Origin of the sequence: Streptomyces sp. NPDC046925 (genome assembly GCF_040644915.1) — a bacterium.
Classification (GTDB): Bacteria; Actinomycetota; Actinomycetes; order Streptomycetales; family Streptomycetaceae; genus Streptomyces.
This window is the reverse complement of record NZ_JBEYWZ010000001.1, coordinates 395,279-416,358: the sequence shown is the minus strand read 5'-3', so window position 1 is coordinate 416,358 and position 21,080 is coordinate 395,279. Positions and strand designations below refer to the sequence as shown.

Here is a 21,080-nt window from a genome sequence, read left to right as displayed (position 1 = left end):
AGCCAGACCGCCGTCGGCGTCATCCCCCGGCCCGCCCCGCCGCCTTCGCCTTCGCCGCCTTCGCGAGCTCCTCCTCGATGAGGTCGGCCGCCATCTTCGTGCCGCCCTCCCCCGCCATCCCGTCCCGCACCTCGGCGAGGCGCCGCGCCACCTCCGGGTCGCCCGTCAGTCCGAGCACCGCGTCCCGCAGGGTCTGCGCGGTGGCCTCCTCCATCGGTACGTGCCGGGCCACCCCGAGCGCCTGGAGCATGTCCGCGTTGCCGAACTGGTCGACGGCCTGCGGCACCGCGACCATCGGCGTCGCGGTGGCGAGCCCTTCCTGGCTGCCGCCCGCGCCTGCGTGCGTGATGAAGGCGTCGGCCTGCTTGAGGACCGCGAGCTGCGGCACCCACTGGCAGACCTCCACGTTCCGCGGAACGTCGCCCAGTTCACTCGCCGTGACATGCCTGCCGACCTGGAGCACCACGTGCCAGCCGGGCAGATCCCCGAACGCCTTGACGCATTCGCGGTAGAAGCCGGGCTGCTTGGTGAAGGACGAACCGAGCGAGACGAGCAGCACCTTTTCGGCGTCGGCGGGACGCTGCCAGTCACCCTGCGCCGAGCGGTCGCCCTGGCAGGCGCCGACGAAGGTGTGCACGGTCTCGTCGACGCGGTCGGCGTTCGGCTGGAGCGGCTTGGGGATCAGGACGAGCGAGCGGGGCGGGCGCCCGACGAAGGGGTCGGGGTGCTGGGTGATCCCGTTCTCCTCCAGCCAGGCGTGGAAGCGCGCGTAGTACGCCTGGCCCCGCTCGGTCTCCTTCAGTTCGGCGTACATCGGCTCCGACACCTCTTCCTCGTAGCCGTCCCAGGCCACGAGGTTCGGCGAGAGGGAGATCTCGGGGACGCCCCAGCGACGGGCGAGCACGCGCGCCGCGTACGAGGTGATGTCGTGCAGGACCAGGTCCGGTTCGTCGCCCTCGTACGCCGCGGCCAGCTGGGGCAGCGTCTCGATGCCCTCGGTGAGGAACGGCTCGATGTTGTCGATCAGCTCGGTTCCCCAGGCCTCGGGGTCGTCGTCCGGGCCCGGCAGCGTCGTCTCGAACGGCACGGGCTCGGCGCCGGTCGCGGCGACCTTCTCCGCGAAGAGGTGCGGAATGGCGTACGTGACGCGGTGGCCGCGGGCGACGAGCTCACGGATCACTTCGAGGCTCGGGTTCACGTGCCCGTGCGCGGCGATGGAGAACATGGCGATATGGGCACGCCGGCGTGTGGTCATGCCCGGAACCCTAAACGAGACGATACGTATCGTGCAACTGGGTGGGCAGGAGCCGGTCGCGGTGTCACCGACTCCCCCGTCTCCCCCGACTCCCCCGGCCTCACCGCTGATAGCGCGCCAGCACCAGATTCCCGTCCTCCACCAGCCGTTTGCGCAGTTCGTCCAGGCCGATCGCCCCGCTGTAGTACTCCTGGAGCGCCGGGGTGGCGACCTTGTCCTTCCACTCCGGGTAACCCCGCACGGACTGCGCGGGCGCCGGGCGCAGGTCCTCGGCGAGGGCGGTGCCCGCGGCCCAGTCGTCCTTCTTCGTGCGCAGGGCGGGGTCCTTCAGCGCCTCCTTGCCCGTCGGCAGCATCCAGTCGCCGCGCGCGAGTTTCACCATGTTGTCCGGCTGGAGGAAGAAGTCGATGAACTCGGCCGCCTCCTTCTTGTGCGGGCTGTCCTCGGAGACGGAGAGGGTCTGCGGGCTGACGCCCTGGGCGAGGCCCTCGGACCCGGCCGGTGCGGGAAGCACCTGCCAGTCGAAGCCCTTCGGCGCCTGCTGGACGATCTGCTGGCGGTAGGAGAAGCCGAGCGGGACCATCGCGTACTTGCCGCCGAAGAAGCCCGGCAGCGTGTCGGAGCCGCCCATGCCCAGGGTGCTGCCGGACGCGCTCTTGTCGACGTTGACCTGGTCGTGGACCGTGCGCGGCATGATCTCGTCGGCCGCGTCGAAACGGACGTCGACCTTGCCGTCCTCGCCCCGGTGGAACATCTTTCCGCCGGTCGACAGCGAGAGGTTGAGCGTCGCGGACACCGGCTCCTTGAGCGGCCAGGCCACGCCGTACTTCCCGTCCTTGCCGTCGCCGAGATCCTTGCTGACCGACCGGAACTCCTCCCAGCTCCACGGCTTCTCGGGCGTCGGAATCCGTACGCCCGACTTCTTCAGCCACTTCGCGTTGGCGATCAGTACGCGCGGCTCCTGGAGGAAGGGGACTCCGTAGACCTTGCCCCCGAAGGTGGCCGTCTCCCAGCTGCGCCGCGGGATGTCGGACTTGAGGCGTTCGGGCAGCAGATCGCCGATGTCGGCGAGATATCCGCCGTACGCGAAGTCGGCGAGGTCGTCCGAGGCGTCGTGGATGATGTCCGGCGCCTCGCCGCCCTCGAAGGAGGTGAGCAGCTGGTCGTGGACGCTGTCCCAACTACCCTGGATGTATTCGACCTTGACGTCCGGGTGGGTGGCGTTCCACTCCTTGACGAGCGCCTTGTTGGCGTCGACGGACTCCTTCTGCCAGGCCAGGGACTGGAACTGGAGGGTGATCTTCCCGTCGTCGTCGGCCGAGTCGCCGCTGCAGCCGCCGAGCAGCAGCGCGAGGACCGCGGTGGCGGCGGTCACGAGGCGTGGTGCTGCGCGCATCAGGCCTTCACCGCCCCGGCCAGCATGCCGCCCGTGATCCGCTTCTGGATGATCGCGAAGATGACGAGCGAGGGGATGGTCGCGAGGAACGCCGCCGCGGCGAGCGGCCCGAGGTCCGCGACGCCCTCGGTGCCGATGAAGCGGTTGAGGATGACCGGCAAGGTCTGCTTCTCCGGGGTCTTGAGCAGGACGAGCGCGAAGAAGAACTCGTTCCATGCGGTGATGAAGGCGAACATCGCGGTGGCGACGATGCCGGGGGCGAGCAGGGGCGCGACGACCGAGACGAACGTACGCACCTTGCTCGCGCCGTCGACCGCGGCCGCTTCCTCCAGTTCGGCGGGCACGGCGCGGACGTACCCCACGAGCATCCACAGCGCGAAGGGCAGCGACCACACCACATAGACCATGATCAGGCCGAGCAGCGAGTTGATCAGGTGCAGGTTCTTCAGGATCAGGAACAGCGGGATGATGATCAGGACGAAGGGGAACGCCTGGCTGATCACCACCCAGCCCGTCGCCGCCTTGGAGACGCGATTGCGGTGCCGCGCCATGACGTAGGCCATGGGGGTCGCGATGACGACCGCGATCAGCGAGGCGCTGAGCGCCGCGATCAGGGAGTTTCCGGCGGCCTGGAGCAGCGGCTGCTCGTCGAAGGCCTGCCGGAAGTTCTCCAGGGTCGGATTCTTCGGGATCCAGGTGGGATGCAGGCTGCCCAGTTCCCGTGCGGGCTTGAAGGCCGTGGAGATCAGCCAGAGGAACGGGAAGGCGAGGAAGACGAGATAGGCGGCGAGCGCCGCGTACTGCGCGGTGCGTGTGGACTTCTTCGTACGCATCATGACTCGTCGGCTCCCTTCAGACGGCCGACGAGGTAGAAGGCGAGGATCACGGAGATCACCGCGACCATCACACAGCCCATGGCCGCCGCATAGCCGAACTGGCCGTAGCGGAAGGCCTCTTCGTAGGCGAAGAGCATGGGCAGGCGGGTGCGGCCGCCGGGGCCGCCCTGGGTGAGGACGTAGACCAGGGCGAAGGAATTGAAGTTCCAGATGAAGTTGAGCGCCGTGATGGCCAGGGCGATCGGCTTGATCGCGGGCCAGGTGACGGTACGGAAGCGCCGCCAGGCGCCCGCTCCGTCCATCGCCGCCGCCTCGTGCAGTTCGCGCGGGGTGTTCTGCAGTCCGGCGAGCAGCGCGACGGTGGTCTGCGGCATGCCCGCCCAGACGCCGACGACGATCACGGCAAGGAGCGCGGTGGAGGTGCCGGTCAGCCAGTCCTTGCCCTCGCCGAGGCCGAGGGTGGACATCGTCTCGTTCAGGACGCCCGCGTCCGGGTGGTAGACGAGCCGCCACATGATGCCGACGACCACCTCGGGCATCGCCCAGGGGATGATCGCCAGCGCCCGCGCGAGCCAGCGCATCCGCAGCGGCTGGTTGAGCAGCAGGGCGAGGCCGAGCGCGAGGAAGAACTGCGGCACGGTGACACCGAACGCCCACAGCAGGCCGATGCGGAACGAGTCCCAGAAGAGGGTGTCGTGCAGCAGGTCCTGGAAGTTGAGGGCGCCGACCCACTGGGTCGGCTCGGTGCGCCCCGACTGGGAGTCGGTGAACGCGAGCGTGATGCCGTAGAGCAGCGGGACCACGCTGAGGATCAGGATCGGGATCAGTGCGGGAAGGACCAGGAACCAGGCGCCGTGGTCCGCGCCTCTGCGCGCGGACGGGCCTTTCGCTGACCGCTTCGTTGCGGTCGCCAATGTCACGGAATCGGCTCCTTTGGGCGGCTCATCGGGGTTTGGCCGCCCAGGCGGCCCCCGTCATCGTGCTGATGGGATCTTGATACGTCAAGCAGCTGCGCAGGCCCGGCAGCCCCTTGGCCTGTGCAAATGGGAGGATGTGTCGCGCGGACAGAGCAAGCGGTGCGGGAGGAAGCGGATGGACGAGGCGCGGGCAAGGGACGTATTGAGCGCTGCGGGACTCGATCGGGACGCGGCGCTGCTCGCACTCGGCGAGAACGCGGTGTTCGCCGGCGGCGACTCGGTGGTCAAGGTCGGGCGGGCCGCGCCGGAGCTTCTCGACCGTGCGCGGCGGGAGTTGCGGGTCGCGCGGTGGCTCGAGGAGTCGGGCGTGCCTGCCGTACGGGCGGCCGAGGCCGAGCCCGGTCTGGTGGACGGGCACCCGGTGACGGTGTGGCACCGGCTGCCGGACTCCGTGCGTCCTGCCGAGCCGCGCGACCTCGCAGCCCTCCTCCGCCTCGTGCACGCGCTTCCCGCGCCCGGCTTCGAGCTGCCCCGGCGTGAACTCCTCGGCGGGGTCGAGCGGTGGCTGCGACTCGCCGGTGAGGCGATCGACGCCAAGGACGCGGACTATCTGCGCGAGCGCAGGGACGGATTCGAGGCGGCGGCAGCGGCGCTCACCCCCCGTCTTGCTCCTGGTCCCATTCATGGCGACGCTCTCCCCCGCAATGTCCTGGTGGGCGCGGACGGTCCGGTCCTGGTGGATCTGGAGACCTTCTCCACCGACCTGCGGGAGCACGATCTCGTCGTGATGGCGCTCTCGCGCGACCGCTACGGACTGCCCGCCGAGGCGTACGACGGGTTCGTCGCTCGCTACGGCTGGGACGTGCGGGAGTGGGAGGGGTGTGCGGTGCTCCGGGGCGCGCGGGAGACGGCGAGCTGTGCGTGGGTCGCGCAGCACGCTCCCGGCAACCCGAAGGCACTGGCCGAGTTCCGCCGCCGGGTCGCCTCGCTGCGTGACGGCGACCCGGGTGTGCGGTGGTACCCCTTCTGAGGTGCTCCTACTGAGGTGCCTCAGACGCCGGCGACGGGCCTCAGACTCCGGACGCGGACTCGCTGAACTGCTCCCGCAGCGGCCATGTGCCGTCCACCACCGCGTCCTCCTGCCCCTTCTTCCGCAGGAACTTCTGAAAGTCCGCCGCCCACTCCGCATACCAGTCGATCTGGCGGCGGTGCAGCTCCGCGGGGCCGAAGGCCGCCAGCTTGGGGTGGCGTTCGGCTATCGCGGCCGCCAGACAGGCCGCGGCCAGGGCGTCCGACGTGGCGTCGTGGGCGGACTCGAGCAGCACCCCGTACTCCGTGCAGACCGCTTCCAGGTTCCGCTTGCCCTTGCGGTAGCGCTCGACGGAGCGGTCGATCGCGTACGGGTCGATGACCGGGGCCGGTTCCGCGCCGCCGAGGCGCTCGCGCAGGGACGGCAGGCCGTGCCGGTGCAACTCGGCGGAGAGCAGGGTGAGGTCGAAGGTGGCGTTGTACGCGACGACGGGGACGCCCGTCTGCCAGTACGCCACGAGGACGGCCGCTATCGCGTCGGCGACCTCCGCGGCCGGTCTGCCGTCCGCCGTGGCCCGTTCGTTCGAGATGCCGTGCACCGCGACGGCCTCCGCCGGGATCTCGACTCCCGGGTCGGCGAGCCATTCCCTGCGGCCCAGCGTCTCGCCGGCCCTGACCTCGATCACCGCCGCCGTGACGATGCGCGCCTCGTGCGGATCCGTCCCGGTCGTCTCCAGGTCGAACCCGATCAGCAGCTCCCGGTGCCAGCCCATGGCCGCCCCCTTCTCTGTGGTGCTTTCCCCCATTGACCACCAGGTTCCCACGCGCCACTGACAATCCGAGGCGCGCGTTCCGCTTACCGCCCTCCGCTCGGGGCGAGGCTTATGGCCCCGGCGGGTCAGGAGACCGGCCGTGAGTCCGTCCAGGCCACTTCGAACTCCTCCCGGTACGTCTCGAAGAGTCCGTTGTCGTCCGGCTCGTCCGCCTTGACCACCCGGCGGCCGCCGCGCAGCACGAGCACCGGCGCCTCCATCCCCCGCGTCCTGCGCAGGTACGACTGGACGACCGCGATGCCGTCCGCGCCGTCCCCGTCGACCAGATACGCGGTGAAGCGCGGCGTCTCGTCGAAGACCTGGATCTCGAAGGCGCCCGGATCGCGCAAGCGGGCCCGCACCCGGCGCATGTGCAGGATGTTCATCTCGACGCTGCGGCTCAGCTCGCCCCGCTTCAGGCCCAGTTCACGCTCCCGGCGCTTGACCGCACTGCTGGCCGGGTTGAGGAAGAGCAGCCGCACCCGGCAGCCGGACTCCGCGAGACGGACGAGGCGCCGCCCGGAGAAGTTCTGGACCAGGAGGTTCAGGCCTATGCCGATCGCGTCGAGGCGGCGGGCCCCGCCGAAGATGTCCTCGGCGGGGAACTGCCGCAGCAGCCGCACCCGGTCCGAGTGGACGCCCACCACGTCGGCGTACCGGTCGCCGACCAGGGACTCGACGGCGTCGACGGGCAGCCGGCGCGCGGACGGCGTGTCGGTGCCCGCGCCGAGTATGTCCAGGAGCTTGGCCGAAGCACGCTCGGCCTGGGCGAGGACGGCGGTGGACAGGGCGCGGTTGCGCGAGACCACGTTCCGCGTCACTTCCAGCTCGTCCAGAGCGAGTTCGACGTCCCTGCGGTCGTCGAAGTACGGCTCGAAGCACGGCCAGTGCTGCACCATCAGCTCGCGGAGCTGGGGCAGCGTCAGGAAGCTGAGGACGTTGTCGTCGGCCGGGTCGAGCAAGTAGCCCTTGCGGCGGCTGACTTCGCGTACGGCGACGGCCCGCTGGACCCACTCCTGCCCGGCGGGTCCGGCGGCGGCGACCACCCAGTCGTCGGCGTGCACCGGTTCATAGATGGGGCGCAGAACGGCGGCCACGACGGCGCGCAGCCGCTGTTCCACGAGATTCAGCCAGATGTAGGCCCGCCCGGCGCGCTGGGCGCGGGTGCGCACCTCGCGCCAGGCGTCGGCGCCCCAGTCCAGTTCGGGTCCGATCTGAGATCCCATCTCCATCGGCCGCGCCAGGGACACCGCTCCGGGCGGGCCGTCCGCGGAACTCCCCTCGTGACCCTCGTCACCAGGGGGCAGTTCCCGCCCTCCCGAGCTCACCCAGCGCACCCCTTCCGCTCCCCCGAGCACTCCCCCGTTCAACGATCAAGGAAGGGTACTCCGGGAGCGGCGGCCGGTGCAGCCGGATGGGGAGGGTGTTTTCTCAACTACCGCCCGCCTGTATGGCCGTTCTGGTCGGCGAGGTCGGCGGGAGTGAGCGGATTCATAGCGGTCACGTCACGCGGGGCCAGGGAGAAGCCCTGCCAGTGGACCGGCATGGGCTGCTGGTCCTCGTCCCGGGCGATGTGGTGGAACCCGATGTTGACCCAGGTGATCGGGTGCTTGAGCGTCTGGCCGTTGACCCATTTGTCCACGCTCTTGCCGCCGCAGTTCGAGGACAGATTGTCGCTGGAGTACTTCTCGCACTTCTTGTACTCGGTGAAGTACACGTCGTGGTTGCTGTAGTTGCGCCCGGGGTGCTTGACGGTGTGGCCCGGCACGATCTCGTAGGACCGCTTGTGGCCGTCCGCGTTCTTGCCGGCCGTGCTCACCACGCGCCACCAGCGCATGCCCTTGACGTCACCGACGAGTTCCTTGGTGACGGGGGTGCGGGTCGTCTTCGTCTTCGGATTGCCGTTCCCCGTAGGCGGCGTCACCTTGGAGTCGTACTGCTCGACCTTGGCCTTCGGGGAGCCGTCGAGGCCGAAGTTGAGGCGCCAGGAGATGTTGTGGCTGTGGCTCTCCGCGTAGTCACGGGCGCCCTTGCCGATGGGCCAGCCGCGGCCGTCGGTCCCGTTGTAGTCCTCCGGCGCGAGGCTGCCCGTCGCGCCGACGTTCGAGGTGATCGTGCCGTCCGAGGAGAAGCGCCACTCGGTGATGTACTCGTACCAGGACGCCTGGTTGACGGTGTAGACGAGCAGGTCCTTGCCCTGCGCCTGGTAGACCTTCTCCGGGTTGGAGTAGATGTCCGGCGTCATGCGGTAGGCGTGGCCACGCGCGCGCGTGGTGGTGCACAGGCCCTTGACCTTGCCGCCGGGGATGGGCGAGGAGCTGCCGACCTTGACGGTCTTGATGGTGCCGCCGGGACACTCGGCGGGCTTCAGCGGCAGGAGGTCCGTGCCGAAGGTGGCGCCGGTGATGTCCTGGTACTCGTTCTCGCCGTCGTCGTAGGGCACGTGGACCTGGGCGAGCCGCGCGCTGGTGAGGACGGGGATGGGCTTGGATTCGCTCTTCGGCTGGTACGAGATGTTGTCGAGGACGAGCCCGGCGTTGGTGTTGTAGTGCCAGCACATGCGCCAGGTGGTACCGCCGTCGACGGTCTGCTCGATGCGGTAGTCGTCGCTGCACGCCGGGGCGTCGGCGGCGGGGGCGTCCTTGGCGGCGTTCTGTGTGGCGCCCGCCGGTCCTGCGACGGCGACGGCGGTGCCCAGGAGCGCGGTGACCGCAAGGCCGATGGACAAGCGCTTGCGGGCGCGCGTAAGTCTGTTCACGAGCATGCGAAATGACTCCCTTGTACGGAAGTGAAGAAGTGCGGGCGGGTGTCCGGCCGCTCAGCGGAGGCGGGTGACGGTGCGGGCGCTCAGATCGACGATCAGGTCACGGGTGTCGATCCAGGGGCCGTTGACGACCTTGCTGACGACGCTGAGGCAGCGGTGTTCGCCGCACTTGGCGAGCGGGGCCGGCAGCTTCTCGACGGTTTCCTTGTGGAAGACGAAGGCGCTGAGCGTCAGCTGGTCCGGCGAGGTCAGCTCCTTGTCCATCGCGTGCTTGTAGTCGCTCTTGAGATCCTTGCCGAGCGGATCGGCGATCAGCAGCTGCGCCGCCTCGCGCAGTTCGTCCTTGGCCGCCGGGGGCTGGACGCCGTGCGAGGTGTCGGTGTTCTCGACCTTGCCCGTGTCGAGGTTGACCGTCTTGGTCACCAGCTCGTCGGACTTGTAGTCGTAGTAGACGATCTCCGCGCGGCGCGGCCTGTCGGGGTCGACGGCCTCGGTCGGGTCCGCCTCGCTCAGATTGCTCGCCAGGAGCTGCGGGCCGCGGTCGCCCTCCACGTCACGGGCGGACCTGCGCAGATTGCCGGTCATGGCTATCTGCTCGGCCCGCTTCGTCTCGTCGTCGGTCAGCGGGTCGCTGCCGATGCCCTTCTTGCCCTCTTCGGGTGCGGCCTCCACGACCCCGTCCTTCGGGATCGCGTTCTGCTGCGCCGCTCCAGCGGCCGCGCTGCGGTCGTTCCGGGACTCCCCCGCCCCGGCCGTGCCCTGCAGCGTGAGTCCTGCCATCACGGCGGTGGCTGCCACGGCGACCGCCGTCCCCGCCACTACCTTCCCCAGATGGCGTCTGACTAGTTCGCGCACATCCCCCCCTATTTCCCCTCATGTCCCACTCATGGGCACATCGAGTATGTGGTCGGTCCGTTAGACGACCTCAACTCCTGGGTGGTTGCCCCACTTTCGGGGAGACTCTGACCAATGTGACCCCGGGCCGAGGGGGCGGTAGTGGAAGAGTCGGATGCATGCAGGTGTGGCCAGGGCAGGCGTATCCACTCGGTGCGACGTACGACGGCGCCGGCACGAACTTCGCGGTCTTCTCCGAGACCGCCGACCGCATGGAGCTGTGTTTGCTGCACGACGACGGCTCGGAGACAGCCGTCGAGCTGCGGGAGTCCGACGCGTTCGTGCGCCACGCGTACCTGCCCGGCGTGATGCCGGGCCAGCGGTACGGCTTCCGTGTGCACGGTCCCTACGAACCGGAGCAGGGGCATCGCTGCAATTCGGCGAAGCTGCTGCTCGATCCTTACGCCCGGGCGGTCAGCGGCCGGGTCGACTGGGGAGAGGAGGTGTACGGCTACCGCTTCGGCGCCCCCGAGAAACGCAACGACATGGACTCCGCGCCGCACATGATGACCTCCGTGGTGGTCAATCCGTACTTCGACTGGGGCGACGACCGCCCGCCGCGCACCCCGTACAACGAAACCGTGCTCTACGAGGCCCATGTGAAGGGCCTGACCATGCGGCACCCGGATCTTCCGGACGAGCTGCGGGGCTCGTACGCGGCGCTCGCGCATCCGGCGGTCATCGATCACCTGACGCAGCTGGGCGTGACGGCCCTCGAACTGATGCCGGTGCACCAGTTCGTGAACGACCACCGGCTCGTCGACATGGGCCTGAACAACTACTGGGGCTACAACACGATCGGCTTCTTCGCGCCCCACAACGCGTACGCCTCCTGGGGCGACCGGGGCGAGCAGGTCCTGGAGTTCAAGCAGGCGGTCAAGGCGCTGCACGAGGCGGACATCGAGGTGATCCTCGACGTCGTCTACAACCACACGGCCGAGGGCAACCACCTGGGCCCGACGCTCTCCTTCAAGGGCCTGGACAACGCCTCGTACTACCGCCTCATGGACGATTCCCGCTACTACATGGACACCACGGGGACCGGCAACTCGCTTCTGATGCGGTCGCCGCACGTACTCCAGATGATCATGGACTCGCTGCGGCACTGGGTCACGGACATGCACGTGGACGGCTTCCGCTTCGATCTCGCGGCGACGCTGGCCCGGCAGTTCCACGAGGTGGACCGCCTGTCCTCGTTCTTCGACCTTGTGCAGCAGGACCCCGTGGTGAGCCAGGTGAAGCTGATCGCCGAGCCGTGGGACGTCGGCGAGGGCGGCTACCAGGTGGGCAACTTCCCGCCGCTGTGGACCGAGTGGAACGGCATGTACCGCGACACGGTGCGTGACATGTGGCGGGGCGAACCGCGCACCCTCGCGGAGTTCGCGTCGCGGCTCACCGGCTCGTCCGACCTCTACCAGGACGACGGGCGGCGCCCCCTGGCGTCGATCAACTTCACCACCTGCCACGACGGTTTCACGCTGCACGACCTCGTCTCGTACAACGAGAAGCACAACGAGGCCAACGGCGAGGACAACCAGGACGGCGAGAGCCACAACCGCTCCTGGAACTGCGGCGCCGAGGGCGAGACGGACGACCCGGGCATCCTGGAGCTGCGCGAACGGCAGATGCGCAACTTCATCGCGACGCTGATGCTCTCCCAGGGCGTCCCCATGCTCAGCCACGGCGACGAGTTCGCCCGGACGCAAGGGGGCAACAACAACGCCTACTGCCAGGACAACGAGATCGCGTGGGTGCGCTGGCCCGAGGGCGAGAGCGCCCAGCTGGAGTTCACGCGCGCGATGGCGTGGCTGCGGCGCGATCACCCCGTCTTCCGCAGGAGGCGGTTCTTCCACGGGCGTCCGGTCGAGGGCACGCACGACGAGCTCTCGGACATCGCGTGGTTCACGCCGGAGGGCGAGGAGATGACGCAGGAGGACTGGGACGCGTCGCAGGCACGGGCGCTGACGGTGTTCCTGAACGGCAACGCCATCTCCGAGCCCGGCTCGCGCGGCGAGCGGATCTCCGACGACTCGTTCCTGATGATGTTCAACGCTTCGGCGGAGCCCTTGGAGTTCGTGGTTCCGGTCAATCACGGCCGTCAGTGGCAGGTGGTCGTGGACACCGCGCGGGCGGAGGGCGTGCCGCCGGACACCGGGGCGAAGGCAAGGGCCGGGGAGCGCCTGACGCTCGCCGACCGCAGCCTCACCGTCCTGCAGCGCCCTGCGTGACCAAAGAGGCGTCGTTCGCGTGGCCGTCCGCCGTGGGGCGGGCGGCCAGCGCGATCAGGAACGCGACGGCGGCGGCCGCGCTGCCGAGCGCGAACGCCGCACCCGGGCCGTACGACTCGGCCAGGCGTCCCGCCACGGCCAGCGTGACCGCCTGGCCGCCGACGAAGGCGCTCGCGGCGAACGTCATCCCCTCGGCGAGCCGCCGCGGCGGGCAGGAACGCTCGGTGAGCGCGAAGCCGGTGATCAGGTTCGGGGCGTAGATCGCGCCGAACACGGTCACCACGAGGTACAGGCCCGTCATGCTGTCCGTCCACACCAGCGGCAGCGAGAGCAGCGCCGCCGCGGCCGTCGCCGCGCGCCAGCGCGCGTGCAGCCCGAAGCGCTCGGGCAGCGCGGCCATGGAGAGCCCCACGACGGCGCTCATGACGCCCATGGCGGCGTAGACGAGGCCCGCCTGGCCCGGCTGCCCCAGCTCCCCGGTGAGCGCCGTGATGCCCGCTCCGCAGGCGCCGAGCAGGACGCCCACGAAGACGAGCCCGACGCGTACGACGATCACCTCGCGCGGGAGCCGCTGCCGGGCGCCACGCGCGCGTGCCCCCTGTCCCGGCTCCCGGACCGCCCGCGCGGTCCGGCCGGTGGGGTGCAGCGCGAAGCCGGAGCCGCAGACGGCGACCAGGAGCGCCGCCGCCCCGAAGGCGTACGCCGGATGGCCCGCGACGGCCGCGAGGCCCACCAGGGCGGGGCCGAGCACGAAGGACAGCTCGTCCATGGTGCTCTCCAGGGAAAGGACGGTATGGACCAGACGATCCTCCCCGCCCGCCGCGCGGACCAGCGGGACAGAGCGGGCGCGGGCCAGCGGGCCGATCCCCGGGATGCTCGCACCGGCGAGGACGGCGAGGAGGACGAGCGCGGGCGTGGGCAGTTCCAGCAGGGCGCCGAGCGTGTAGAGCGCGATCGCCGCGGCGTTGAGCAGCGAGAAGCCGAGGACCACGGCGCGCTGGCCGTGCCGGTCGGCGAGGCGGCCGACGAACGGGCCCATGGTCACCTGGCCGAGCGCGAGCGCGCAGGCGACCACGCCGCCCGTGGCGAGCGATCCGCTGGTCTCGGTGACCAGGAGGACGCTGCCGAACTGGATCATGGCCACGGGGAGCCTGCCGAGGAACGAGATCACCGGAAGGAGCGCTCCGGTGTGCCCGATCACTTCCCGGTAGGTGTCCAGCAATCCCCGTGCGCCGGACGCGTCCCGTCCGGTCTGTTCCTCTTCGGCCATCGTCCGACGCTAACGACGCACGCGCCGCCACACGCATGAGTCGATGGCACGAAAGCCCTTCGGGCGGGTACGTAGGTTCGCATGACGCCTGAGCGCTCGGAGCCCGCGGTGCCGCCACCGCCCACCGCCACGTACCGGCTGCAGCTGCAGCCGGAGTTTCCGTTCGCGGCCGCCGAAGCGGCCGTCCCGTACCTGGCCTCTCTCGGAGTCTCGCACCTGCATCTGTCGCCGGTCCTCGAAGCCGTTCCGGGGTCCACGCACGGCTATGACGTCGTGGACCACGCGTGCGTGCGGGACGAGCTGGGCGGCGAGGAGGGGCTGCGGGCCCTTTCGCGCACCGCGCGGGCGCACGGGCTCGGCCTTGTCGTGGACATCGTGCCGAACCACATGGCGGCGGTGCCCCGCCACAACCACGCCCTCTGGGAGGTCCTGCGCGAGGGCCCCGCGTCGCCCTTCGCCCGGTGGTTCGACGTCGACTGGGAGGCGGGCGGCGGCCAGGTGCTGATCCCGGTGCTCGGACGCGGGGTCGGCGACGAGCTGGAGCGCCTGCGGGTCGACGGGGACGTGCTGCGCTACCACGAGCACGCCTTCCCCCTCCGGGACGGCACCGCGGAGCTGCCGCTGCCGCAGCTCCTGGACGCCCAGTGGTACCGCCTCGCGTGGTGGCGCCTTGCCCGTACGGAGCTCAACTACCGGCGCTTCTTCACCATTTCGGACCTCATCGGGGTGCGGGTCGAGGACCCGGAGGTGTTCGACGCGACCCACGCGAAGATCCTCGCACTGCTGCGGGACGGGGTCGTGGAGGGGCTGCGGATCGACCACCCCGACGGGCTCGCGGACCCGGGGGCCTACCTCCAGCGGCTCCACGAGGCCACCCGGGGGCGCTGGACGGTCGTGGAGAAGATCCTCTCCGACGGGGAGCAGCTGCCCGCCGCGTGGCCCGTCGCGGGCACCACCGGCTACGACGCCCTGCGCCACCTGGACGGCCTCTTCACGGACCCGGCGGGGGCCGGTGAACTCCTCGGGCAGTACCGCAGGTTCACGGCCCCTCCGGTGGACCGGGGCGGCGACTGGGGGGCGACGGTGCGGCGCGCCGCGTACAAGGTGCTCACCCATGAGCTCGCCGCCGAGACCGACCGCCTCACGCGCGAGGCGACCGCCCTGTGCGCGGGGGACCCGGCGCTGCGCGACCACGCGCCGTGGGCGCTGCGCACCGCCCTCCTGGAGCTGCTCGTCCGGCTTCCCGTCTACCGGCCGTACGTCTCCGGGGGCGTCGAACCGGCCTCGGTGCTCACGGTGGGGGCCGCCGAAGAGGCCAAGGCCGCCTTCGCGGTGCGGGAGGAGGCCGAGGCGGTCGACGTCGTACGGGACCTGGTCCTCGGGCGCCTGGGGTCCGGGCCCGCGCTCGACGGCTTCCGCGCGCGGTTCGCGCAGACCTCGTCGGCGCTGCGGGCCAAGGCGGTCGAGGACACGGCGTTCTACCGGCACGCGCCGCTCCTCTCGGCGGCCGAGGTGGGCGGCTCACCCGAGCGCCCCGCGGTGTCCCCGGAGGCGTTCCACGCCTACTGCGCGCGCGTGCAGCGCGACTGGCCGTACGCGGGGACGGTGCTCAGCACCCACGACACGAAGCGCAGCGCCGACGTACGGGCGGGCATCTCCGTCCTCACGCAGTGCCCGGAGCAGTGGGCCGACCTCCTGGTCGACCTGACCGAGCAGACCGCGCGCGCGGGCGGCACGAGCGCGCCTGACCCCCAACTCGCCTGGGCGGCCTGGCAGACGGCCGTCGGCTTCGGCTTCCCCTACGACGAGCGGCTGCAGAAGGCGCTGCTCAAGCACGTGCGCGAGGCGGGCCTGCACACGAGCTGGACCGAGCCGAACGAGGCGTACGAGAAGGCCGTCACGGCGTTCGTGGAGGCGGGCCCCTGCGGACCGCCGCTCTACACGGTCGCGGAGTTCGCGGGCACGCTGCGCCCGCACGTGCGGGCGAACCTCCTCGGGGCCGCGCTGCTCCAGCTCGCGATGCCCGGCGTGCCCGACCTCTACCAGGGCACGGAGAGCGAGTACCGGGCCCTGGTGGACCCGGACAACCGGCGGCTCGTGCGGTTCCAGCCGCATGTCCTGGAGTACCTGGAGCAGCACCGTGACCGCTGGGACCTCTCCGAGGAGAAGCTGGCCGTCACGACGACCGCGCTGCGGCTGCGCAGACGGCGCCCGGAGCTGTTCGGCGACGCGGCGACGTACGAGCCGCTGGCCGCGCGGGGTCCGGGCGCGGCGCACTGCGTGGCCTTCGCGCGCTCCGGAGAGGTGATCGCCGCGGTGACCCGGCTCTCCCTGCGCCTGGCCGAAGCGGGCGGCTGGCGCTCCACGGAGCTGGCGCTTCCGGAGGGGCGGTGGGTCGATCTGCTCACCCGGGGGCGGGAATTCACCGGGCACGCGCGCGTGGAGGAGCTTTTCGGGGAGCTGCCCGTGGTGCTGCTCGAACGGGCCTCAGGAGGGGCGGACTCAGGAGCGGCGGACTCAGGAGGGGCGGACGAGTAGGAGGCGTGGTGCCCGCGCCATGAGCCCTCCGGGCGCGGGCCTGAAGCCGGGCGCCCAGCGCAGGCCCGGCATGGCGTCGAGCAGGGCCCGCAGACCGCACTCGGCGACGATTCCGGCCACGGTGGCCGCCGGGCGGAAGCGGCCGGGCGCGCCGAACACGAGGTGCGCCGGGTCCGCGCGGAAGATGTCGTAGCGGTCGGGGTCGGCGAAGCGGTACGGATCGCGTCCCGCGGAGCCGATGAGGCAGGCCACGACGGATCCCGCGGGCAGCGCGGTGCCGCCCAGGGTGATCGGAACTCTCGCGCGGCGCGGTACGACGGGCGTGGGCGGATCACGGCGCAGGGACTCCGCCCACGCGCCGGGTATCAGCCCCGGACGGGCGCGTGCGAGCTCCAACTGGGCCGGGTGGTCCAGGAGGTTGGCCAGGAAAGAGGCAAGGGCGAGAGCGGTGGCCCGGCCGCCGCCCGTGAGGAGCGCGGCGGCACGCGCGGTGACGGCCTCGTCCGAGAGTGCCTGCCCGTCCACCCGGACGCGGCACAGCGCGGAGAGCAGGTCGGTGCCGGGCCGCTCCCGCCGCCGCACGACATGGGGGCGCAGGAGCCCGGCGAACTCCGGGTGCACGCCGTCGCCGTGCACGGGGCCCGTACGGCACCACTCCCGCACCCGGGCGGACTCCTCCCCCGGCAGCCCGAGCGCGGCGACGGCAGCCGCCGCGGGCAGCCACGCGCTGAACTCGGCGACGAGGTCGATCTCGTGCCGCCGTGCCACGCGCCGGGCCAGTACGTAGGCGATGCGCTGGGCGGCGGTCCGCAGCGCGGGCTCCACGAGATCCCGGCAGTCCGGACCGGGGTCGGTCGCCGCCGGCCGGGTCCGGGTGGCGTGCAGTACCGCGCGTACGTCCGCGTACCGGCTGATCAGCCAAGCTCCGAGGTGTTCGTCGCGGACGAGGGGGAAGCTCTCGCGGAGGGCGCGGTAGAGCGGGTAGGGATCACGCTCGCCGCCGGGAGCCAGGAGGCCGGGCGGTGACGCGTGGTGCCCGCGAGGGGGCGAGCTCAGTGACACGGCAGACCCCGTTCGGACTCGGCGCGGCGGCAGCCGTGCGATGGGGTTTCAGGGGATCACCGCGGGGCGCCCCGCGCAGTCTCCGTACACCCATTCGGGTGACGCTGCGGGGCAGGGGCGCAGGGGAACGACTTCGCTCGGGCCGCACGCTTGACACCTGCCCGACCGCGTGGCGTACTGCGGATTGCTTCAGCGGACAAGTCAGGGGTGAGTCAACTGGCGGAGCAGCGCTATCCCAATGTGGCCGAACTCGTACTGTCCGCAAGGGAGTTGGCAGCACACCGCCCCGAGCTGAGCACCCTGCGCCAGGTGGGCGCGTCGCGCGCAGGAAGACCCCTGCACCTGCTGTCCGTCGGCCGCTCCCGCCGTGCCGTCCTGGTCGTCGCCGGAGCGCACGCGAACGAACCGACCGGCGGTTCGACGCTGCTGCGCCTCGCGGAGTGGGCCCTGCGCGACGAGGACCTGCGCGCCGACACCTCCTGGCACTTCCTCCTGTGCGCCGACCCGGACGGCGCCAGCCTGCACCGCACGCCCGCGCCGCGCACCCTCTTCGACTACCACCGGCACTTCTTCCGCCCCGCGGGCCCCGAGCAGCCCGAGTGGTCCCCCTCCGTGCTGCCGCCCGACCGGCTGCCGCCCGAGACCCGCACCCTGACCGGCGTCATCGACGAACTGCGGCCCTACTTGCAGGTGTCGCTGCACGGCACCGATCTCGGTGGCAGCTGGGTGCAGTTGACGCGGGACATACCGGGGCTCGCGGAGCCGTTCGCCAAGTCGGCGGCCGAGCTGCACATACCGGTGGAGACGGGGGCTTCGGACGCCGCGGGCTGGCCGGTGTCGGGGCCGGGGGTCCATGTGCTGCCGGGCCCCGGCTCGGCCGCCGCCTATCCGAGCCTCCCGGAGGACGCCCGGCACACCACCTGGCACCACGCCCACCGGTACGGCGGCCTGACCGCCATCGTCGAGGTCCCGATGTGGGCGAGCGACCTCGTGGACGACGTGGCCGCCCATCCCTCCCCGGTCCTCGCCCTGCGCGGCTTCTCGCGGCGGCTGCGGCAGGACGCCCGCCTGGTCGAGGACATCCTCGGCGAGGCGCTGCCCCGGCTGCCCCTGGCGCACGGGCCGCTTCTTCGCGCGGCGCGCTGGGCGCTCGACCTGGTGCCCGGTCTCGCCGACGACTGGGCCAGGCTGCCGCCCGCGGGGACGTCGATGGCGTACATCAACAGCGTCGACGCGTTCGGGCGCCGCCTTCCGCTGCGGGCCGCCGCGATGCTGCTGCGGGTCCTCGACACGGCGGGCGACCCGGCCGCGCCCCGCCTCGAACGGCTCGTGCTGCGCTGGAGCGACGCGTTCGCCGAACGGTTCAGGGCGCGCTGGGTGCCGCTGGAGCACCAGGTCGAGCACCAGTCGCGGACGACGGTCGCGGCCGCACGCCACGCGCGCGTGCAGAGCGACTGACGGCGGGCGCCTCCGGGGACCTCACGAAGCGGGCCGCTCCGAAGACCTCACGAGGCGGGCCCCTCCGAAGACCTCATGAAGCGGAGAGCCGGAAGCCCATCTTCCCGAAGCTGACCTGGTCGCCGTCCTGGACGACGGCCGCACCGATCACCCTGCGGCCGTTCACGGACGTGCCGTTCGTCGAGCCGAGGTCGCGAAGGACCCACATGCCACCCTGCCTGCTCAGCTCGGCGTGCACCCGGGAGACCGTCTCGTGGCTGAGCCTGAGCCCGTTCGCGGGGTCGCGGCCGATCCGCAGCGGGTACGGGTTCGCCGGCACCGGAAGGAGCAGCTTCGGCAGCTTCTCCGCCTGCCAGACCCTGCGCAGCCGGACCGTGAACCCGGAGACCGCGCCGACGGCGCCGAACACCGCCCGCGAGAGGCGGCCCTCGGTCTGCAGATCGGCGGTGAGCGCGGCCAGTTCGTCGGGCTGCCGGGCGGCGAGTGCGAGCTCCATGCGCCGCACGAACGTGTCGTGCGAAAGCTTGCCGAGGGCGGCACCCTCCCTGAGCACCTTCAGCGCCCTGTCGCGCTCGGCATCGGTCAGCCGCGCGGGGTACGTGTGGATCTCGAAGGAGGACGTCACCCTGGTGATTGTCGGTCAGCTCGGCCGGAGTGTCCAGAAAACGCGGAGCGACCCCTGGAAACCCCGAGAAACCCCAAGAAACACAGAACGACCCCGCGGCGATCACTTGTGCACCACGATGGACGGACGTGACGGACGTGACCACGGATGACGTACGGATGAAGACGGATCGCCGTCGACCGACGGCAGACAAGGGGGAACCCGCGGTGGAGTTCGAGGTGTGGGCACCGGGGGCCGAGCACGTCGCGCTGCTGTGCGAGGGCGCCACGCACGCGATGGAGCGCGACGGCGGCCGGGCCGGCTGGTGGACCGCGGAGGCGGACGCCTCCGACGGGGCGCGCTACGGCTTCTCGCTCGACGGCGGCCCCGTACTGCCCGATCCGCGCTCGCGGCGCCAGCCGGAGGGCCCCGACGGGCTCAGCGCCGTCGTCGACCACGACCGGTACGTCTGGCGCGCTCCCTGGACGGGGCGCGGGGTGCGGGACGCGGTCCTGTACGAGCTGCACGTCGGGACGTACACACCGGACGGCACGCTCGACTCGGCGGCGGGGCGGCTCGGCCATCTCGCCGAACTCGGCGTCACCCACGTGGAGCTGATGCCGCTGTGCCCGTTCCCCGGCCGGCACGGCTGGGGGTACGAGGGCGTGTCCCTGTGGGCCGTGCACGAGCCGTACGGCGGGCCCGAGGCGCTGAAACGGTTCGTCGACGCCGCGCACGCGCACGGCATCGGCGTCGTGCTCGACGTGGTGCACAACCACCTCGGCCCGTCCGGCAACTATCTGCCCGCGTTCGGGCCCTACTTCACGGAGACCCACCACACGCCGTGGGGCGCAGCGGTCAACCTCGACGCGCCCGGCTCGGACGAGGTGCGCGCGTTCCTGATCGGCAGCGCGCTGGCCTGGCTGCGCGACTACCGCCTGGACGGCCTGCGCCTGGATGCCGTGCACGCGCTGCGCGACACGCGCGCGTGCCACTTCCTGGAGGAACTCTCGGCGGCCGTGGACGAGCTGTCCGCCGAGCTCGGCAGGCCGCTCTCGCTCATCGCCGAGTCCGACCAGGGTGATCCGCGGGTCGTCACGCCGCGCGCACAGGGCGGGCTCGGACTGCACGCGCAGTGGAACGACGACTTCCACCACGCGCTGCACTGCGCGCTCACCGGCGAATCACACGGCTACTACGAAGACTTCGCCCGCGCGCCCTTCGCCGCGCTGGCCAAGACGCTGACGGGCGGCTTCTTCCACGACGGCACGTACTCGACCTTCCGCGGTCGCCGGCACGGACGCCCCGTCGACACCGCACGGACGCCCGCCTACCGCTTCCTCGGCTACACGCAGACCCACGACCAGATCGGAAACCGCGCGCAGGGAGACCGGCTCTCCGCCGCCCTCTCCCCCGGCCTGCTCGCCTGCGCGGCGGCGCTCGCCCTCACCGGGCCGTTCACGCCGATGCTCTTCATGGGCGAGGAGTGGGGCGCCACCACGCCCTGGCAGTTCTTCACCGACCACACCGATCCCGGACTCGCGGACGCCGTACGCCGGGGCAGGCGGCGGGAGTTCGCGGCGCACGGATGGGCCGAGGAGGACATCCCCGACCCGCAGGACCCGGCCACCAGGAACCGTTCCTGTCTCGACTGGGCCGGGCCCCTGACCGACCCCCACGCGCGCGTGCTCGCCTGGTACCGCGAGCTGATCGCCCTGCGCCGTACCCGCGGCGACCTCATCGACCCCGATCTGGCGGCTCTGCGGGTCGCGTACGACGAGGAGAAGCGCTGGTTCGCGGTGCGGCGGGGCGATCTGCGGATCGCGGTGAACGTCGGCAAGGAGGCGGTCGACGTCCCCCTGGGCGGCCGGGGCGCGCGGGTGCTCGCGGCGTGGGAGCCGGTGACCGCGCCGGGGCCGGACGGGCTGCTGCGGCTGCCCGCCGAGTCGTGCGCGGTCCTCGCGACGCCATGAGGTCGGCGGTTGTGATCGGTGACGGTTGCGACCGGTTGACGGTT

The 21,080-nt window shown here is 71.4% G+C and carries 15 protein-coding genes and 1 pseudogene; 5 read left to right on the top strand and 11 right to left on the bottom strand.

Annotated features, from left to right (window positions below):
- Positions 1 to 19 precede the first annotated feature (19 nt).
- The 4 genes and pseudogenes from mgt to ABZ906_RS01655 form a co-directional block, all read right to left on the bottom strand.
- Positions 20 to 1,304: pseudogene (gene mgt, locus ABZ906_RS01670) on the bottom strand (macrolide-inactivating glycosyltransferase).
- A 51-nt stretch (positions 1,305 to 1,355) separates the two neighbouring features.
- Entirely contained in the window at positions 1,356 to 2,651 is a 1,296-nt protein-coding gene (locus ABZ906_RS01665; protein WP_361376133.1) for a sugar ABC transporter substrate-binding protein, read from the bottom strand.
- Positions 2,651 to 3,484, bottom strand: a complete 834-nt coding sequence (locus tag ABZ906_RS01660; RefSeq protein WP_361195023.1) for a carbohydrate ABC transporter permease — start codon at positions 3,482 to 3,484, stop codon at positions 2,651 to 2,653. The genes ABZ906_RS01665 and ABZ906_RS01660 overlap by 1 nt, the downstream gene beginning before the upstream one ends.
- The gene (locus tag ABZ906_RS01655; protein WP_361194758.1) at positions 3,484 to 4,407 is read right to left on the bottom strand and encodes a sugar ABC transporter permease; all 924 of its coding nucleotides are present in this window, start codon (positions 4,405 to 4,407) and stop codon (positions 3,484 to 3,486) included. The genes ABZ906_RS01660 and ABZ906_RS01655 overlap by 1 nt, the downstream gene beginning before the upstream one ends.
- A gap of 172 nt (positions 4,408 to 4,579) precedes the next feature.
- Between ABZ906_RS01655 and ABZ906_RS01650 the strand changes: the two genes are divergently transcribed.
- Positions 4,580 to 5,434, top strand: a complete 855-nt coding sequence (locus tag ABZ906_RS01650; protein ID WP_361376130.1) for an aminoglycoside phosphotransferase family protein — start codon at positions 4,580 to 4,582, stop codon at positions 5,432 to 5,434.
- Between the two features lie 40 nt (positions 5,435 to 5,474).
- Here the strand turns inward: ABZ906_RS01650 and ABZ906_RS01645 are convergent, their stop codons facing one another.
- The 4 genes from ABZ906_RS01645 to ABZ906_RS01630 all read right to left on the bottom strand — a co-directional run bounded on the left by ABZ906_RS01645 (position 5,475) and on the right by ABZ906_RS01630 (position 9,807).
- Positions 5,475 to 6,206: a 3'-5' exonuclease gene (locus ABZ906_RS01645; RefSeq protein WP_361376127.1), complete on the bottom strand. Its 732-nt coding sequence runs from the start codon at positions 6,204 to 6,206 to the stop codon at positions 5,475 to 5,477.
- 125 nt (positions 6,207 to 6,331) lie between these two features.
- Positions 6,332 to 7,573 (bottom strand): SAV2148 family HEPN domain-containing protein, encoded by a 1,242-nt coding sequence (locus tag ABZ906_RS01640; protein WP_361194764.1) that lies wholly within the window; start codon positions 7,571 to 7,573, stop codon positions 6,332 to 6,334.
- A gap of 107 nt (positions 7,574 to 7,680) precedes the next feature.
- Entirely contained in the window at positions 7,681 to 9,009 is a 1,329-nt protein-coding gene (locus tag ABZ906_RS01635; RefSeq protein ID WP_361376124.1) for a copper amine oxidase, read from the bottom strand.
- Positions 9,010 to 9,063: 54 nt separating this feature from the next.
- A complete protein-coding gene (locus ABZ906_RS01630) occupies positions 9,064 to 9,807 on the bottom strand; it encodes a Tat pathway signal sequence domain protein (protein ID WP_361194768.1) in 744 nt (247 codons plus the stop codon).
- Between the two features lie 215 nt (positions 9,808 to 10,022).
- On the opposite strand from ABZ906_RS01630, the gene glgX reads away from it, so the two are divergent.
- Positions 10,023 to 12,131 (top strand): glycogen debranching protein GlgX, encoded by a 2,109-nt coding sequence (gene glgX, locus ABZ906_RS01625; RefSeq protein WP_361194769.1) that lies wholly within the window; start codon positions 10,023 to 10,025, stop codon positions 12,129 to 12,131.
- Here glgX and ABZ906_RS01620 read toward each other — a convergent pair.
- Positions 12,106 to 13,401 (bottom strand): MFS transporter, encoded by a 1,296-nt coding sequence (locus ABZ906_RS01620; RefSeq protein WP_361376116.1) that lies wholly within the window; start codon positions 13,399 to 13,401, stop codon positions 12,106 to 12,108. The genes glgX and ABZ906_RS01620 overlap by 26 nt on opposite strands.
- Positions 13,402 to 13,482: 81 nt before the next feature.
- Here ABZ906_RS01620 and treY point away from each other — a divergent pair, with 81 nt between their 5' ends.
- A complete protein-coding gene (treY, locus tag ABZ906_RS01615; protein WP_361376113.1) occupies positions 13,483 to 15,939 on the top strand; it encodes a malto-oligosyltrehalose synthase in 2,457 nt (818 codons plus the stop codon).
- On the opposite strand, the gene ABZ906_RS01610 is transcribed toward treY, so the two are convergent.
- Entirely contained in the window at positions 15,919 to 17,001 is a 1,083-nt protein-coding gene (locus ABZ906_RS01610; RefSeq protein WP_361376110.1) for a cytochrome P450, read from the bottom strand. The two genes, treY and ABZ906_RS01610, sit on opposite strands and share 21 nt — an antisense overlap.
- A gap of 207 nt (positions 17,002 to 17,208) precedes the next feature.
- On the opposite strand from ABZ906_RS01610, the gene ABZ906_RS01605 reads away from it, so the two are divergent.
- Positions 17,209 to 18,459: a M14 family zinc carboxypeptidase gene (locus tag ABZ906_RS01605; protein WP_361376107.1), complete on the top strand. Its 1,251-nt coding sequence runs from the start codon at positions 17,209 to 17,211 to the stop codon at positions 18,457 to 18,459.
- A 73-nt stretch (positions 18,460 to 18,532) separates the two neighbouring features.
- Here the strand turns inward: ABZ906_RS01605 and ABZ906_RS01600 are convergent, their stop codons facing one another.
- Complete coding sequence (locus tag ABZ906_RS01600) at positions 18,533 to 19,084, bottom strand: DUF1707 and FHA domain-containing protein (RefSeq protein WP_361194779.1); 552 nt, start codon at positions 19,082 to 19,084, stop codon at positions 18,533 to 18,535.
- Positions 19,085 to 19,290: 206 nt separating this feature from the next.
- On the opposite strand from ABZ906_RS01600, the gene treZ reads away from it, so the two are divergent.
- Positions 19,291 to 21,036, top strand: coding sequence for a malto-oligosyltrehalose trehalohydrolase (gene treZ, locus ABZ906_RS01595; RefSeq protein ID WP_361377998.1), 1,746 nt, complete (start codon positions 19,291 to 19,293; stop codon positions 21,034 to 21,036).
- Positions 21,037 to 21,080: the final 44 nt, after the last annotated feature.